General features: G+C 46.2%; 9 protein-coding genes. 2 read left to right on the top strand and 7 right to left on the bottom strand.

Annotated features, from left to right (window positions below; all coding sequences use genetic code 11):
- Nucleotides 1–44: 44 nt before the first annotated feature.
- Entirely contained in the window at nt 45–614 is a 570-nt protein-coding gene (locus BM200_RS00460; protein WP_091180083.1) for an SF0329 family protein, read from the bottom strand.
- A gap of 209 nt (nt 615–823) precedes the next feature.
- Between BM200_RS00460 and BM200_RS00455 the strand changes: the two genes are divergently transcribed.
- Nucleotides 824–1,645 carry a helix-turn-helix transcriptional regulator gene (locus BM200_RS00455; protein WP_091180081.1) on the top strand — a complete coding sequence of 274 codons (822 nt, stop codon included), beginning with the start codon at nt 824–826 and terminating at the stop codon, nt 1,643–1,645.
- Here BM200_RS00455 and BM200_RS00450 read toward each other — a convergent pair.
- The 5 genes from BM200_RS00450 to BM200_RS30250 form a co-directional block, all read right to left on the bottom strand.
- Nucleotides 1,614–3,152, bottom strand: a complete 1,539-nt coding sequence (locus BM200_RS00450) for a carboxylesterase/lipase family protein (protein WP_091180078.1) — start codon at nt 3,150–3,152, stop codon at nt 1,614–1,616. The two genes, BM200_RS00455 and BM200_RS00450, sit on opposite strands and share 32 nt — an antisense overlap.
- A 79-nt stretch (nt 3,153–3,231) precedes the next feature.
- Complete coding sequence (locus BM200_RS00445) at nt 3,232–5,016, bottom strand: type 2 periplasmic-binding domain-containing protein (protein ID WP_091180076.1); 1,785 nt, start codon at nt 5,014–5,016, stop codon at nt 3,232–3,234.
- A 42-nt stretch (nt 5,017–5,058) separates the two neighbouring features.
- Nucleotides 5,059–5,970, bottom strand: coding sequence for a carbohydrate ABC transporter permease (locus tag BM200_RS00440; protein ID WP_091180074.1), 912 nt, complete (start codon nt 5,968–5,970; stop codon nt 5,059–5,061).
- The gene (locus BM200_RS00435; protein WP_091180071.1) at nt 5,967–6,884 is read right to left on the bottom strand and encodes an ABC transporter permease subunit; all 918 of its coding nucleotides are present in this window, start codon (nt 6,882–6,884) and stop codon (nt 5,967–5,969) included. Before BM200_RS00435 ends, BM200_RS00440 begins: the two co-directional genes overlap by 4 nt.
- 616 nt (nt 6,885–7,500) lie before the next feature.
- Nucleotides 7,501–13,023, bottom strand: coding sequence for a family 43 glycosylhydrolase (locus BM200_RS30250; RefSeq protein WP_091180069.1), 5,523 nt, complete (start codon nt 13,021–13,023; stop codon nt 7,501–7,503).
- Nucleotides 13,024–13,828: 805 nt separating this feature from the next.
- Between BM200_RS30250 and BM200_RS00425 the strand changes: the two genes are divergently transcribed.
- Entirely contained in the window at nt 13,829–16,648 is a 2,820-nt protein-coding gene (locus tag BM200_RS00425) for a glycosyl hydrolase (protein ID WP_245772835.1), read from the top strand.
- Nucleotides 16,649–16,720: 72 nt separating this feature from the next.
- Here the strand turns inward: BM200_RS00425 and BM200_RS00420 are convergent, their stop codons facing one another.
- Entirely contained in the window at nt 16,721–17,695 is a 975-nt protein-coding gene (locus BM200_RS00420) for a glycosyl hydrolase (RefSeq protein ID WP_245772834.1), read from the bottom strand.
- Nucleotides 17,696–17,715 lie beyond the last annotated feature (20 nt).

The following is a 17,715-nucleotide window of genomic DNA, read 5'->3' as shown; positions in this document are numbered from 1 at the left end:
AAAAAACCTCCCGGAAAAGGGAGGCTTACAGAAACTCATTAATTTCAAAACGTGCTAAGCCGTAGTTCATAAAAATACTGCACAATGGGATGCTTTAACTTTATCCTCTCGCCCATGTTTAAAATCCGCTTTTTCCCAACTCGTCTGTCCACCAATGCCAGAATATTTAATAAGATATCCTTGCTCTCTAAACTTTCCTCTATAGAAAGGGCTAGAAACTTGTTAGCTTCAACCGTAAAGTTTGATTTGCTTAATGCTGACTGTGCTGATAAAAGCTCCTTTGCAAGTTCGGATAGTTTTCTCCCTCTTGCCATTACTTTTAGACGATCCTCCGGAACTAGCCCTTTCGTATCTTTTCTGATCGTTTCCATTTCTTCACTGCTAATAGGAATTTGGATATTTGAATCATTCTTAATTTCCATCTCCGTCTGATACCATCTAATAGATGTAGTCGCATCACTCATATTGAGTACGTTCTTTTTGTCTACCGCAATATAACAAAGTCCTGCTTTGTCGGGTAAATAACGATAGCTGGTTGCGCGGTATTCGAACCTCCCAATTAATGCAGGACAGAGAAAACTCTCCAGTTGTTGCTTCAATTTGCTCCAGGACATGTAATCCTCCTATGTTCTATATGAATAAATGCCTACCAAGGCAGTCATTCTATTATATCCATAATTCAATAACCAACACAGCGGCTTTTTGTCCGGAGTCGGTAAACGGCAAAAAAACCAAACGGAATTTCTGCCGTTTGGCCAACACACTACATAGTTACATACAATTTTTGATTCTGCTATCATGTTATTTAGAAAGGAGAGATAGGATGAACCATATTTACTATGTGGAAAGCGATGCTACGCATGCTGGCAATTTTATATTTGATATTCCCCAAGGCCATCAATGCTGGCTTCTGGTCATTACCAAGACCCCTGCTCAATTCTGGGTCAATGGTGAACTCAAGAAATACCCTCCCCACAGCGCTATCCTCTACCAAGCCCATCAGAAAATATACTATCAGGCCTGCGCCGAGAAATATATAAATAACTGGATACGATTTGAGTCGGATGAGCCGTTCGTCTCAAAAACTTCGCTTCCATTTGGCATTCCATTTGCATTGGATGATCCGGACTATTGCCACAAGCTGTTCGAGCTGCTGGTTATCGAGCATAACTTTAACCGGGATTACAAGAAATCCTCCATTGATTGTCTACTCCATACGTTATTCAACAAGCTGTTGGAGTCCTATTTCCATGATGGCTTTACGACGCAATACTACGATTTATTAAAACTGCGGGCAGCCATTCAGAGCAACCCGGGTGATCACTGGACGGTGCCGAAAATGGCGGATTCCCTCCGGATCAGCCCGGGCTATCTGCAGACTATTTACAAAAAAACCTTTGGTATTTCCTGCATAGAAGATGTTATAAGCAGCCGAATTCGACTAGCCAAAGAATATTTGTTTCATGGCTCTCAAACCATTACCGAAGTTGCTTATCGGTGCGGGTATCAAAATGTGGAACATTTCTGCCGGCAATTCAAACAAGCAACCGGTTATTCGCCACGGAAATTTCAAAGACATACCGACCCTTTAGAAGAGGTTCGGGACACGCCTGTCATGATTTCGAAACTAACCGATTCTCCTTGAAATATTGCTTCACGAGGAATTTCATCATGTCATTAGGCTGTTCCCTGAAAAACTCGGCTTGATCCGCAAACCTCATGCCGTACGGTGCATTCGGCGTATAGGGCTCCCAATGCGGCAAATCCTCTCCCGTGGAATCTTTACCATTCGGATCTCCGTCACGGATAAAGTTCGCCCAGTAATTGCACATTTGGCGGGCTAAGTCGTAATGCTTACCGACGAACGGCCTCCAGCATTTGGCGAGGGTTTCGAAGAAGAACCAAAGATCGACCGAATGGAACGTCCCAGGATTATCCCACCCTGGAATTTCCGCATCGAAATTGTAATAGTAGAGCGGAATATTGGCTCCGGTGTCGGCATTAGCCTGACCTGCAATCCGGATGGCATATTCGATTCCGCTTACCGAAGCTTTTTTCTTGACCTCTTCAAGGCTGCCTGACGAATATCCGCATAGCTCCAGAAATGCATTGGCATGATCACCAAACAACTCGACGGCCATAGCATGGACCTCTTCCAACGTAGCAGCCTCGGGAATGCTGAAAAACTCGGACGACGTATGGCCAAACATGACGGGCACCAGCCAGCGCTTGTTTTGCAGGAAAAGCTCGAACGCGTTGCCTACACTGAACTTATGATCTACGACGGTGCCCCAGAACGCTTGATATTCCACCATCTTGTTCCGTACATACACCGCATCAAGTTTCCGGGCTTCGGCAAGCGAGGAAACACCGAGAAAGTCGAAGAATTGAATACCCTCCTGCTCGGCTTCTTCTAAATCGCGCAGAAACTTTGGTGCGCGTGTACTCGGGTAAAGCTTCGTAAATAATCCGCTCTGAACGATCGCTCTTTGAAAGAGGCCATTGTTTTGTGGTGAAGTGAGCTGGTTCATGACACTGCCGCCGCCGGCAGATTGTCCTCCAATGGTTATGTTGTCCGGATCACCGCCGAAAGCCGCAATATTACGTTTAACCCATCTTGTTGCGGCCTGCTGATCCAGATGACCGAAATTCGCAGGCGCTTCCGGCGCTTCTTCCGTAATTTCAGGATGGCATAGAAATCCGAATGCATTCAACCGATAGTTGATGGTAACAACCACGATACCTCTTCTGGCAATGCGTTCGCCATCAAATTCCATTTCGGAAGGATGACCAACCTGCAGGCCGCCGCCGAAGTACCATACGTACACCGGCAGCTTCTCATCCTCACGGTTAGCCGGCGTCCACACGTTTAGGTAAAGACAATCCTCATCCATGGCAATGTCCGGTTCCACGGCCCATTCCCGCGTATAAATATTGTTATCGTCGAGTTCCTGTCTGACCTGCAGCGGAATCGGCGAATATTCATACGCTTTCAGCACGCCATCCCAATTCTCGGCCGGCTGCGGGGCACGCCAGCGGTTCTCTCCTACGGGAGGAGCGGCAAAAGGAATACCTTTGAAACTTGTAATCCGGGGATCGGCTGCCGGGAGCCCTTGTACCGTCCCGTTTTCCACTTTTACAACTCTAAGCATGCTTCATTACTCCCTTCCTAATAATCAGAGGGATATGTGATACTCATACATACCCCTCAACCTTTATAAAATTCTGTTTTTACTTGCTGGCTGTTGCATCGGCACGCATTTTTACGATTTTTTGAGCTTTCTCCGTATCGGCTGCAACAACATCATTCCAACCGAGTCCTACTACGTCGCTCTTCATCTTTGTCCATAATTGATCGAATTCTGCTTGGCTCTTCGCGAATACCATCTTCCAGGATGTATTCTTAACGTAATCCGAAATCTGGCTGCGTTTGTTTTTAATGTCCGACGAATCACTTCCAAGACTTGTATTGATATTCGGCACGATATCAATCATATTGTTTTTCATGTAATACTCGGTTGCATTTGTTGCGCTATAGGTATTCTGCCAGTCTGTAGTGAGTGCCGTCTTGTTTGCCTCGATGGTTGAGCTCCAATAAGTGCTGTTATAAAATTCCCCTGTATCCGGATCGACGACAAAATCGCTCATAATCATACTGTTAATCTTGCTTTGTCCATCCTGGTAGCCGCCGCCGCCGTACTCATCCGGAACCGGCGTGTTTTTCTGGAAGGCGGTTTGTCCGATTTCGGTAAGCTTGAACTTGCCATCTGCGGTCTTTTCGTAATTGAAGCCTTCAAATCCATTTGTATAATAACGAAGTCCTTCAGGCGAAACCATCCAATCAAGGAATTCCATAATTCTTTCAGGCTCCTTCGCCTTTGAACCAAGGGCGAATACCCTGCCATTCCCGTAATAAGCATCGCTGCTCTGAATGATACGAGTGTCGGCAATCGGAACGGCCACATTGCCATCGCCGTTTTTGCCTCTTTCAATGGAGTTGTAGAAACCTCTCTGCCAGGAGTACCACAAGAGAAGAACCTGCTTATTGGTCAGCTTTTCCGAGACCTTGTTCCAATCCTGCGAGGCAGAGTCGGGATCTACAAGCCCCATCTGATTAGCGGTGAAATAGAATTGCAATATCTTTTTGTACATGCTGTTATCGTCAATGAGCGGAACGATATCACCTTTTGCATTTAATTGAATGGTTGTCGTTCCGTCCGGCTGCTCATAGCCGTACCAGTTGCTGAGCCAGCGTACATTTTCCATGCTTCCGCCATCCCAATCTTTCCACAAGGTAATCGGAACAATTTTTTTGCCGTCTGGCGTGGCAGGATATTTCTTTTGCATTTCCTTTAATACATTTAGAAGGTCTGTCAGATTATTGAGCTTGGGAGCTCCAACTCCCTTGTAATAATCCCAAGGCATTATCGGGCTGGAGTAAGGGATTTCTTCCGAGAATGTTGTTGGAGAAGTATCCGCTTCAAAAGTCGGCATGGCATAAATTTTTCCATCCGGGTTTACCTTATCAAAGGCAGCATTAAACGGCTTGAAATGATTGTCCACATATTTGGACAGGTATTGCGTATTTTTCAACTTGTCCGTGATATCCATAACCAGCCCTGCCGGAATTAATTCTTCCAGCTGGTCATTATCGATAATCAGGAGGTCACCTAAATTTCCGGCTGCGGTTCTTGTCTTGTACAATTGATCGCCGGCAACCTGAGGAGCAAGAATATTCAACGTGATATTGAACTTATCCTTGATGAGCTTTCCATACCACCCTGTCTGCTCTCCCTGATAATTGGCCGCATTGTTATAGACGGTAATGGTAAGCGGCTTGCTGTGATCGATTCCTTTGCCGGACTGGGATGTGCCTGCCTCATTACTAGGCTCTGATGATGTACTTGGCGATTGATTGGAAGCGTTTTGACACCCTGCTAATGCTGTCGACAATAAGAAGATACCCGTAACCGATAACAACGTCCATTTTTTGAATGCTTTATTGCTGTTGCTCATTTACATCCCCCCGAATCATTTCATGTATTATAATGGCTCAAGTTAACCTTTTACTGCACCGATCATAACTCCCTTTACGAAGAACCTTTGGAATATTGGATAAACCAGCAAAATCGGTGCCACAACAATAATGGTGACGGTCATGCGAATAGAAGTCGTGGTCTGCTTGGTCGACAAGCTTGCCATGGCGGTTGAACCGGCATTTTGCAGGTTGACCATGGTAGATAATGAGCTTGCCTGATTAATGTAGTTATAAAGTATGAACTGCAAGCTATAAAGCTTGCTGTCCGTAACCAAAAGCAGCGTATCCTGAAAGGCATTCCACTGATCAACGGCCGAGAATATAGCAACGGTTGCTAGTATAGGCTTGCTGATAGGCAGCATAATTCTGAAAAAGAGAGTCATAATCCCGGCCCCGTCAATACTTGCCGCCTGCTGCAATTCCTTTGGGGTCGATTCTACAAAGGTCTTTACTAGAATGATAAAAAATGGGGCTACGATTGTAGGCAGGATATAAGCCAGAAAGTTATTGGTCAGATGCAGAGATTTCATCGTCAAATACCATGGAATAACTCCGGCATTAAAAAACATCGTAATAACCGTAAACCGGTACCAAAATCTTCTGCCCCACATATCCTCCTGGGTAAACATAAAGCCCAGAAAAGCGGATGCACCCACCGTCAAGGTTGTGCCTATTAAAGTTCTGCCCAGAGATATTACAGCAGCGTCCCATAGTCCCGGTATTTTAAACACATCCAGATAGTTCTGGAAATGAATCTGCTTCGGGAAAAATACAACGTCGCCTCTGGCACTGATATCGTTCGCGCTGATAGTGTTAATGATAATGGAGTAAAAGGGATAAACGCATATAAGAGCAAACAGGGAGAACATCGTATAGATCAAGACAGAAATCATTTTGTCGGTTGCGCTGGTCTGTACTTTCACTTTACTCATACGATGCTCTCTCCTCTCAGCAATTTGGATAATTTGTTCACGGAAAAGAGCAGCACCACGCTAATCAAGCTCTTCAGCATACTGATCGCGACGGAAACGGAATAACTGCCGCCTCCCATTGCCAGGTTGTATACATATAAGTCCAAAACCTGTATCGTATCTTTGTTAAAAGCATTCTGAAACACGAAATATTGCTCCAAGCCATTATTCAAGAAGCTCGCAATTTGCAGCATTAATAAAACAAAGTAAGTCGGGATCATGCTTGGCAATACAACATACCAAATAATCTGCATCCGCGTCGCACCGTCAACATGCGCGGCTTCATAAAGCGAATCATCGATCCCCATAATTGCCGCAATATACAAAATGGCGGACCAGCCTAATGCTTTCCAAGTCGACCACATCCACATCGTAAGCCAAACGTGGTCGGAGTTTTGAAGGAACAATACAGGCGAATCGGTAAATCCAAGCATCTTCAAGAGGCCATTAATGATCCCTTCACTCGAGAACATGGAAAACGCCAATGAATAAACCAATACCCAGCTGATAAAGTTCGGAAGGGTCGTCACCGTCTGTATAAACTTCCGGAATCGGACCGCCTTAATCTCCGTCAGGAATATGGCAAAGATCATCGGAAGCCAGGAGAATAGCAGATTCAAGCCGCTCATGCCAAACGTGTTTTTAATAATCTGAAGAAGCTGATCGATCTTCACCTGGTTTTCGACCAAAGAACGAAACCATTTCAGGCCAACAAAGGGCGACTGGGAAAGAGGGATCGGAGGCATATAGTCGAAGAAGGCATATACCCACCCATACAGAGGGTAGTAGGCAAAGATGCCGAGTAAGATCATAAAGGGCAGTATGTATAGAAATTTGATAAATGAAGTTCTGCTCTTGCTGTAATGAATTCGCACCGTTTTACACCACCTGATTATTGTAAATTATTTTATAATTCTTAATATTCAGAAATTAAAGCTTAAGGCTGAGAATTACCGCTCCCCTCTAGTAAAAATGCTGAAATTGTTTTTCCCTATTAATCCCTTTGGCAGCGCTTTCATTGCTCTTATTGAAGTTAGTATAGAATATCTATTTATTCGAAACAATGACGTATCCTCATTGATTATTGATCTATTCTTAGATGCATTTTTGCAATTCTCCTAAGTTCCTCCCTATCTATTCAAATTCAAATATACGGAATATTCCACTTCCTCACTGCTTATACCGTTCGCAATTGTCCTCCCCTTCAGCAGTTGCTCTTCTATATATTTTTTAGTATGATACCTTTTTCTTAAGACTGATCACAACCTGTTGAATTATAGATCTCTCGGCAAACAAGAAAGGGGCTGTCCCATAAGTCATTAAAATGACGATGGTATGCCCCTCTTAGGTTGGAATCCTCTCACAAAAGCGAACGCTAACGCTTCTCCAGAATCATTTAAATTCTCCGTTTGCCATTAACCTGTCATCGACGTATGCACGAACCAGGCCGCTAACCCCTATTGAGACAGCTCCTTTTATTTATCACAAAAATTATTGCACTTGGCCATCCATATTCAAGATGCGATAAATAATAACGGCCGCTTCGGCTCTAGTTGTCGTACCTTGCGGATTGATCCTGCCGTTCCCGCTTCCCGTTACAATTCCTTTCTTCACTAACGCTGCTAACGATTCGGCTGCATAGTCAGCAATACGATCCTTATCGATGAAACCGCTCAGATCAGCCGCATTACCCTCCAATGGTTCATCGTTCGTCACCTCGAGTACCCGTGCCGCAAGCACCATCATGTCTTGTCTGGAGATTGTAGCATTCGGATGGAATTTATTCTCTCCGGACCCCAGCGCGATGCCGAGCTGCTTGACTATGCCCAATGCTTCGTAGTAATACGCATTGGCCGGCACATCGGCGAAATTGTCTGTTACTTGTGCCTTTAGTCCCATCGCTCTGACCAGCAGCGTTATGAATTCAGCCCTGGTCACGCTGCGGCTTGGCTCAAAAGTCGTACTGGATGTGCCTTTGATGATGCCTTGCCTCGCCAATGCATGAATAGCTTCTTCTGCCCAAGAATAACCGAGCAGATCAGAAAATGCAGGAACAGCTGGAGGTTCCACAGGATCCGCCGGTGGCGTTGTTGTACCTGGTGTTCCTGTATTACCGCCGCCGCTATCCTTCGTTACGGTTATGCTTGCTTCGGCATTTTTCTGTGCTCCCCCGGCTGTAACCGTCAACTTCAGCGTTCCGGAGCCTGCAGTTATTCCCTTAATCGTAACGGCTGCTTGGTTGCCGGCTCCTACGATGCTGATCTCACCGCTTGCTTCCCATTGATAGACAGGGCTTGTTGCATTTGCAGGAGCGAGTGTTGCATTTAGTGTTACTTGACCGTCCACTTTGATCGAAGCTGGAACACCGGTTAGGCTGACCGATTGCAATGGAATAACCGGGGATGTTGGATTCTTTGAAGTAAACTTCCAATAATCGATATTAAATAGATTGCTGTCCCCTTCTCCACTGAATATGAAGAAGATTGGATGAACGCCTTTCACATTCGCCACATCGGTCTTCATAATCTTCCATTGCTGCGCGCCGCCTGTAGGCTGGACATCCAGCGTGCCAATAACGTCGCCGATCGGACTGTCCACTCGGATTTCGATTTTGCCCCCCGTGGCGGAAGCAACATTTGCTTCAAAGGCAGCGGCTCCATCCATGCCAAAATCAGCGTTTGCTACCGCAAGCCAATCTCCCTGGTTTACACTTGTAACATCCAGATTAACCGATTCAACAGGACTGCCTGGTGCCTCAGACTTCTCCGTCGCAATACCTGCGTTCCAGGCAATCGTTTCTGCTTCTGTTCTCAAATAAGGATTCAAATTAGCAAGCTGGGATACGCCTTTCATATCGGCCCCAATGTCTTTGATATGGCCATTCTCATAGAAGTCCACCTTGTTGATATGCGTAGAACGATATCCTTTCCCGTCTCCAATCATCGCTTTACTTACGGTTTGAGCATGGTAGGTAATATACCACTCGTCATTGAATTCAAAGATGGCATGATGGTTATTGCCGCCTACTCCGAAAAAAACACCCGGATTTTTGAGAATGGGTCCTACGTACGTAAAAGGCCCCATCGGATTGTCACTTACCATGTATGCAATTTCCCCTGCAGGAGGAGTTCCTTCCGGATGTGTTCCCGCAAAATTCGAGCAATAGGTATAGTAATATTTGCCGTTAAATTTATGAATGCCGGAATCCTCGAACATGTATGGCGCATCGATCGTCTCTGCCGAGCCAACCGTGCTGATCATATCATCGCCTAGCTTAATGACTCGGGCTGTTTTGGGATGGGAGATTTGCTCTGCTGAAGGATTAGGGTCTCCAGGAATTCCGCCCCCAAAATACAAGTAGCCCGCTCCATCATCATCAACCAATACAGCCGGGTCAAACAACCACACAACACCAGGAACACCGGGCGTATTGCCCGATACAAGCGGCTTGCCAAGCGGATCTGTCCAAGGGCCGATCGGGCTATCTGCCGTAAGCACGCCTATACCGCCTGCTCCGTTCGCGAAATATAGGAAAAACTTATCTACTCCGTTAATCTTCTTATGCGCAGCTGCGGGAGCCCATGAGAAGGTTGCCCAATTTGCAATGCCGTTTGGCCCAGCTACCGGAATCGCACCGTGATCGGTCCAGTTGACCATGTCGGCGGAGGAAATGACGAATACGCGATTGAGATTGCTAAACGAATTGTTCTTTACGTTCCCGCTGCTGTCATACTCGAAATCATCGCTGGACATATAGATGTAGACTCTGCCGTCATATACCATGGCGAAAGGGTCGGCTCCAAGCTTATGGCTCATAAGCGGATTCGAGTAACCGGGAATCTTCGCGAGTGCTTTGGTATCAAATAGCTTCAATCCGATGTTCGATACCGCTTCATGAACGTTATAGGCTATATTTCCGCCTTCAACTTTTATATAATCCGTGTGAATTTGTTCCGTAAGATCCGATGGAACAAATCCTTCCACTTTCAGTTTAATGGTGGCGAACAGATCCGAGGACTCATTCGTGAAGTTCACGTTATTGCCGGATACGCTCAACTGCAGCTGCTTGCCCGAATACGTGAACGCCGGTGTCCCGATTATATTGTCCGTGTTAAACACGACATCCGTAACAGAAAGATGCTCCGGTATGTTGAATGATGCCGCAATGGATGAATATGGACCTTTCGGCAATGCTTCGAGGTGTACCGGAACCTCCAGCTCCATGTTTTGAACGCCAATAACATTGGATACGTCCTCTAGGCTCGCGTTCAGAGTGGAAACTGAACCGTTCTCGCCGGTCAGTTTGTCATCAATACGGAAATAATCAAAATCAACATAACCGCCTGTTAACTTGGTCGCATAATGAAACAAGGCGAAGCGATATCCCATGAAATGATCAAGCTTATAGCTCATTTGCAGCGTATTGCCGATCGCATGCCACTCGTTGCCGTTCAGACTATAATAAAAGTAAGCTTTATCCGTATTATTCTTATAATCGAACTCCGCTTTTAAGTAAACTCTGTTCTGGTTTAGCGGAACACTGGCGATTTCCTCTGACGTTCCCGAGCTTCCATTCACCATAACAATGGATTTCGTATTTCCGTTCATTTTGACCCCTACAAATCCGTAGTCCTTCTGCAGGGCGCCAAGTCCCGCGTAATCCCCGTTTTTCATTTGACCGACATCGATGGCAATGCTGCCCGAGCTCTCCGGACCAAAAGTACGTTGCGTAAGCGTATTACGGGCATCAAGCATTGAAGTACTCTTATGACCCGTTGTCAGTCTAAGATAACCTGGTCGTTTGGAAAGGGACCAAAAGTTGTTATCCGGATTGTGGTTCCATTGCCAGACCAGGGACAAGTTATCGCCGGTATAATCGTTTTCTCCGTTAGCTGCTTTGTCCAATCCTCCGGCCGGCGTCACATCTTCGAGAGATACGTCATCGATATAGAAATCCATCAGATCCTTAACCGGATCTTGTTCCGCCGTCCAGACTGTCTCGATAAAAATAAGCGGTGCATTCAAAGCAGCATCTTCCGGCACGGTGAAGCTTCCTTCAATCGTTCCCCATTTCCCTTTCTCAATCGTGGCTGAACCCAGCACCTTGATCGTTCTCCAATCCCCATCCTGGAAATCAAAGTTGAATGGCTTGACCGCAGGAAGCGTCTCGTCTCCGTTATACTTCACTTTCGCCGAGAACTTGTACACGCCGCCTGGCTTCACCTTCCCGGTAATATCTTGCTGCACTCCCGCACCCGTAGCCGTTCTGCCGCTGACGAACAGGCTGCTGGTACCGCTGCTTGCTTCATCTGTCGTTACCGCCACCGCAGCATTATCGTGATTGGTCCATGGGGCAAGACCGGATTCAAATCCGCCGTTCTTCAGAAGGTTCGAATCCGGTGTCACGTCCACGAAGGAAATATCATCCACATGGAAGTCCATTCGATCCTGGATGGGATCCTGCTCCGGGGTCCATACGGTCTCAAGGAAAATGCGAGGCTCATGAAATGTGGTATCAACCGGAATCGTATACGTACCTTCAATGGTTCCCCATTCTCCTTTCGTAATCATGGCTGAACCAAGTATTTTAATCGTCTGCCAGTCTCCATCCTGGATATCATAATTAAACCGTTTTGCAGCTGGAAGCGTCTCGTCTCCGTCATATCTTACTTTTGCCGAGAATTTATAGGTGCCTCCGGCTTTGAGCTTTCCGGTAAGCATCTGCTGCACACCTGCCCCCGTCGCTTGGCGATTGCTTATGAGCAGGCTTTGGGATCCGCTGTTATAGACATCTCCCGTGACGGTCACAATTGCATCATCATGGGCAGACCATGGTGCTTGTCCGGCTTCGAAATCGCCGTTTACCAGAAGCTCCCGCCCGTCTTCAACCGTCAGCTCGCTAGTCTCTTGTGCTGCTGCCAATGTTGAATTTTGTACCGTGCTCGCCGTGCTTAAGCTTGAATCAGTTGGTCGATGATGGGAGGCTCCGGATTTCTCCGCCCGTGGATAAAATTCATCCGAACTGACGAATAGGCTCTTAGAATGGACACCGCTTACGGGAATCTTTATGTTTTCAGGGATGGCACCATCTACACCAAATACCGGCCAATTATTTTCCCACGTCACCGGAACAAGGAAGGGAACCCGACCAACCGAACCGTGGTCCTGAAACAGCATGCCATACCATTTGCCATCTGCCGTATCAACAATGCCTCCTTGCGCGACTCCTGTCTGCAGGGCAACTCTGCCTTCATACGTGCCGTCAATTGTAGTGGAACGGTGTACGATTTCCGTTCTTGGCGCATTTTTGGGCCATGTAATATTAAATACATAATAATAGCCGTTAATTTTCTGAATATGCGTGCCTTCCGCGGCAAGACCAACGTTTTCCGCGGTGCTTGCAACCAGGCTTGCATTCGGAATCAGCACTTTATTTAGCCCGCCCGGTTTAACAGCGGTCGCATCGGAGTTAAGCTCGATGATCCGAATATCTCCGCCGCCGTAAACCATGTACACACGTCCATCATCATCAAATAATAGAGACATGTCATGGTAGACACCATCCAGCTCCGCATGTGTCCAGGGGCCGTGCTCAATATCCGATGTTTGATAGATATAAGTTTTACCGGTGCTGTATGAAGCAAACGCAATATAATATTTGCCCTCATGATAACGAAGGCTGCTTGCCCAAGAGCCTTTACTGTAATCGTTTTTCCCGTTTCGAAAGGTTTGCTCGTCTTCATCTGCGAGGATGTCATAAACATAGTTCACAATTTCCCAATGGACCAAATCATAAGATTTCATAATAGGAACACCAGGATTCATATGCATCGTCGTGCTTGTCATGTAATAGGCATCACCTACTCGAATGACATCGGGATCTGGAACATCCGCCCATATTAACGGATTCACAAAGGTCGTATCTTCTTGCTGCGCGGCGAATACATGAGGGCGTGGTACAAGGTATAACAGAATTGTAAACGCTAACATAATAACGAATGACTTTCTAACCATTTCTTTGCCTCCTCATTTGTTGTTTATGGCTTTGATCTGAACCTGTGCTCATCTTAAAATAATCATTACTTTTAATCGATGTAATTTTTTATTTGAAAAGTATAGATTTTTTCGCATTTCATTATTATCAACCCCTTATTCAAACCCGAATAAATCATAAACTAAAAAACAATGTACATCTTTTTACAAGACCAGCATTTCTTTACCAATTAATAAAAAACAAATGTAATGATTTCAAAGACCTGTTTTTCCATTTCCTGCGCTGTAAGCACTAACTATTAATTTCACCGAAATTCTACATCCTACTATAGAAGAGAAACAACCTGCTCAAGAATGGACAATATACCTTAGTCATTGTAGGTACTGTAATGAAAACAAGACAATCCGTATCCGTGATCACAGTGAATTCAACTTTGCTCGAGGCATGCCCGCCGTTTTATACGACACTGTCCTACCCGGTCGAAAACCCCTCACCTCATCGCAGCAGCCAAGTGTTGTACACCATGTTCTGCAGCCGATTCGAACTTGAGACGCGCTGGAAACTTCAAGGATTCTTAAATCTATAATTCGCGAATGATTTTCTCCGAAATTCGTTGTATTTGCCTCGCCTCTCCACTGATTTATGATGAACATCAAGAGAAGGGAGGGACATCAGATTAATAATCGCTATTCAAGAAAGCGCATTCAGATAAGCATTACATGCCATAATGTATTCCATTATTTCGAACAAGTTTGAAAGCGTTTACTCGTATCTTGCGCCTTTGAAATATTTGGCGGAAACATTCTATTTTAAGGGGTGGATGATGTGGCAGTTTCGTGGAAAAAATGGTCTTCCAGCTTTCTCAGTTTGGTTCTATTCGTAGGTTTATTATTATCGATGGAGTTAAATCCGGTCTCGGCTTCTTCTGCCGATTTGCCTGTTACTTCGTTGGTCGTCAGCTACAAGGATGCCGTTCTTAATGGCTACGGAGTACAAAAACTAACAGATCCTCAAGACAATGATACGATTTATGATGGGGATGGCTATATCTCTTTCTTTTTTAACGAAGACCCCAGCTCCAGCCAGCCTGTTGGAACAGCCACATTTAAACTAAATACGGCGGAAGCAGGTCTCTTTAAGCTAACTCTTGGCTACTACATTCCGGAGGGCTATGGCTCCAAGGATACCGGCATCGAAGTCAATGGGAGCGGTGTCGGCAGCATCACTCTGGATGCCCCGCCCGCGGGAAAAGTTACAAACGAGAAGATGGTAAGCAAAATCATGCTGAACGCCGGTGCAAACGAAATTACCTTTAACCGGGGCTGGGGTTATTACGGAATCGAATACGTGAAGATTGAATCTGCTCTCCCGCCCGTTGCAAGCGACAAAATGGAAGCCGAAGACGGAGTAATGACCGGTGACGTAATCATCGATACGGCTGGCACGGGTTATTCCGGGACGGGTTATGCATCCTTCAAAAGCTCAGGATCGTTAACGTTAACCTATAACGCAGCCACTAGCGGACTTTACGATCTTGCAATCGGTTACAGCTCTCCCAATGGGGATAAAAAAACCCAGTTAGCGATCAACGGCCAGACAAGCGAAATATCCCTTCCGGCATCTGCGAATTACACCGAGGTATCCGGTGGTAAAGCCCTGCTCAATGCCGGAAGCAATACGATTCAGTTTAATCCCGGCTGGGGCTGGTATAATATCGATTATATCAAGGTCTCGGCAACGGGTGCCCGGGAGCAGCATAACGTCGAGAACAAGCTGGTCAACCCTAATGCGACCGTGGAGACCAAGGCACTGATGAGTTACCTGGTTGAACATTACGGCAAAACTATTATTTCCGGTCAACAAACCCTGGAGGATGCGCAGTGGATTAAAGAGCAAACCGGTAAATATCCGGCCATCTTCTCTACGGACATGATGGACTACTCCCCTTCCCGTGTTGAACATGGTACCGCTTCTACAGAGGTAGACAAGGCGATTCAATGGGGTAAAGAAGGCGGAATTGTCGCCTTCGTATGGCACTGGAATGCCCCTAAAGGGCTGTACGATATTCCGGGCAAAGAATGGTGGAGCGGTTTTTATACGGACGCTACATCGTTTAACGTTCAATATGCGCTTGAACATCCCGAGTCGGAAGATTATCAGCTGCTTCTGAGAGACATTGATGCGATTGCCGTACAGTTGAAGCGTCTTCAAGATGCGCACATCCCCGTACTTTGGAGGCCGCTGCACGAGGCTGAAGGAGGATGGTTCTGGTGGGGCGCAAAAGGACCTGAACCGACAAAACAGCTATATCGACTTATGTATGACCGGCTTACCAGTTATCATCACCTGAACAACCTGATCTGGGTGTGGAACTCCGAAAGCCCGGATTGGTACCCAGGGGATGATGTCGTCGATATCGTAAGCGTGGATATCTACAACCAGGCAGGCAATTACGGACCAAACATTGCCAAATACGACAGCTTAGTAAATCTCGTGCAGGATAAAAAGCTGGTCGCTTTGCCCGAAAACGGTCCCATACCCGATCCAGAGCAGCTGCAAGCTTATTCAGCACATTGGCTCTACTTCAATACTTGGACAGGAGACTTCATTCGCAACGGACAGTATAACTCTATTGACCATATTCAAAAAGTGTTTAACAGCGATTACGTTATTACGCGGGATGAACTCCCCCGTAACTTATACACTTCCTTTAAATTCGAAGCAGAGAAAGGCACCCTAACAGGACTCCATGTGTCTGCTGAAAACAGCGGGTATTCAGGTGACGGTTACGTAACGGGATTCGATAACGAAGGCGACAACTTGGTTGTGCCTTTAAACGTGCCCGTCAGTGGAACGTATCAATTGTCTTTACGTTACAAAGCCCAAGGCGATAAGACCAATCCCGTGCTGCTGAATGGAGGAAAGCTGGCGGACTATGTTTTTAGCAACAGCCAATCATGGACGGATGGCGTAGTTGGCGAGTACGAGCTGGAAGCCGGAAGCCACACGTTAACCGTCGGCAAGAGTTGGGGATGGATCGACGTGGATTACGCAGAATTGAACTACATTGCGCCTGTCCCGCTAAAAGCAACCATCTCGTACAGTCAAACCGTTCCAACGAATAAGGATGTAATAGCCACGCTCGCCACAAACAAACCCGTCACCATTGAGAACAACGGAGGATCCAATCAATATACATTTCATAAGAATGGCGAATTTATCTTCACCTTTGTGGATGAGGATGGCAACTCCGGCACGGCAACAGCAACTGTCTCCAACATAGACAAGACCGCTCCATCTTTGACCGTTTCAGCCAGCACTACCGTGCTCACAATACCAAATCACGCATTGGTCCCTATCGAGTTGAAATTAAACGCTGAGGATACCGGATCCAGAGTGGCCGGAATAAAGCTAATATCTGTAACAAGCAATGAATCGGATAATGGATTAGGAGATGGAGATAAGCCAGACGATATCCAGAACGCGAATATAGGGACAGCTGATACTTCTATCCAGCTCAGGGCCGAGCGTTCGGGCAAGGGATCGGGAAGAGTCTACACAATGATCTATGAAGCGTCCGATTATGCCGGCAACCGGACAAAAGCTGCTGTAAACGTGAATGTACCACACAGCGCAAAGAAATAATGACAGCTGCACATGAAGAAATTCGGCCGTCTCCGGTAATTCGGAGACGGCCTGTTTAGTACTCAAACTGGATTAATACAATGCGGGTAATTTATCGAGTGTAATTGCATATTCATGATGGTACGCCTGCAGTAATTCCTCCTTGGAAGTCCACTCTGCGGTCGATCCGAAATCATTTGACCAGGTCATGTACCAAACCCACGGGATTCTAGTTATCGAGAGTTGATTTATGCCTGGCAGCACGCCAATCTCTCCTAATGCAGCTAACTTCGGTTCTGCGGTTATGCGAATAAGCTCCTCATATTCGGGCTTCAGATCCGTATGCGTATGTTTCGGCGGGTACAGGTCTCTTGATATCACATCAGTCACGTCATCACCCACATATCCTTCCGCCAAAGGTGAGTTCCAGACCCAGATCAGATTATTCAGAGCATGAACGCGTGTATATCGGTCATGCATAATGCGGTACAACTGCTTAGCGACCTCCGGGCCTTTGTGACCCCACCAGAACCATTCCCCCTCGGCTTCATGGAAGGGTCTCCACAGAATCGGAATTCTCTTCTCGCAGAAAGGTTTCAAGATATCCGCCATATGATCCATATCGGAAATCAACGCCTTATACTCCTCCGTTCCTTCTATTACAGCCTTGGAGGCGTCAAATGTTGTATTACTCGAATAGAATCCCTTATCCCAGCTACCAAAAGGAGAGAACCAATGCCAGGTGAAGGTGATCAAGCCTTTTCGTTCTGCCCATTCCCAAGCCCGGTCAAGCGTGCTTCGGTTCTCATCAATCTCAAGCAGGCACTCTGCACTGCTGTTTTCATAATTAATATTCGGCGAATAACTTAACAGCTCAAAGCCACAAAGCGCTGGAAGCTTTCCCGTAACCTTTTCGATGTACTGGAGTTCCTTTTGCAAATTGGTTTGCGTGTGTTGACCGGTAATAATAGCTTTGCCAGCTATCCCCCTTAAGTACTCTAGTACTGCTTTTACTTCGTTGATAGCACTCGGATTGCAAGGTGTCATTGCAGAGATCGGTTTTTCCACGGGTCACTTCCTCGTTAGGT

The sequence above is a fragment of the Paenibacillus catalpae genome (assembly GCF_900112695.1).
Lineage (GTDB): Bacteria > Bacillota > Bacilli > Paenibacillales > Paenibacillaceae > Pristimantibacillus > Pristimantibacillus catalpae.
Note: the sequence above shows the minus strand (reverse complement) of the source record. Positions and strands in the feature narration are given on the sequence as shown.

Coding starts and splice junctions, on each gene's coding strand:
- BM200_RS00460 (WP_091180083.1), bottom strand. CDS start 614: ATGTCCTGGAGCAAATTGAAGCAACAACTGGAGAGTTTTCTCTGTCCT.
- BM200_RS00455 (WP_091180081.1), top strand. CDS start 824: ATGAACCATATTTACTATGTGGAAAGCGATGCTACGCATGCTGGCAAT.
- BM200_RS00450 (WP_091180078.1), bottom strand. CDS start 3,152: ATGCTTAGAGTTGTAAAAGTGGAAAACGGGACGGTACAAGGGCTCCCG.
- BM200_RS00445 (WP_091180076.1), bottom strand. CDS start 5,016: ATGAGCAACAGCAATAAAGCATTCAAAAAATGGACGTTGTTATCGGTT.
- BM200_RS00440 (WP_091180074.1), bottom strand. CDS start 5,970: ATGAGTAAAGTGAAAGTACAGACCAGCGCAACCGACAAAATGATTTCT.
- BM200_RS30250 (WP_091180069.1), bottom strand. CDS start 13,023: ATGGTTAGAAAGTCATTCGTTATTATGTTAGCGTTTACAATTCTGTTA.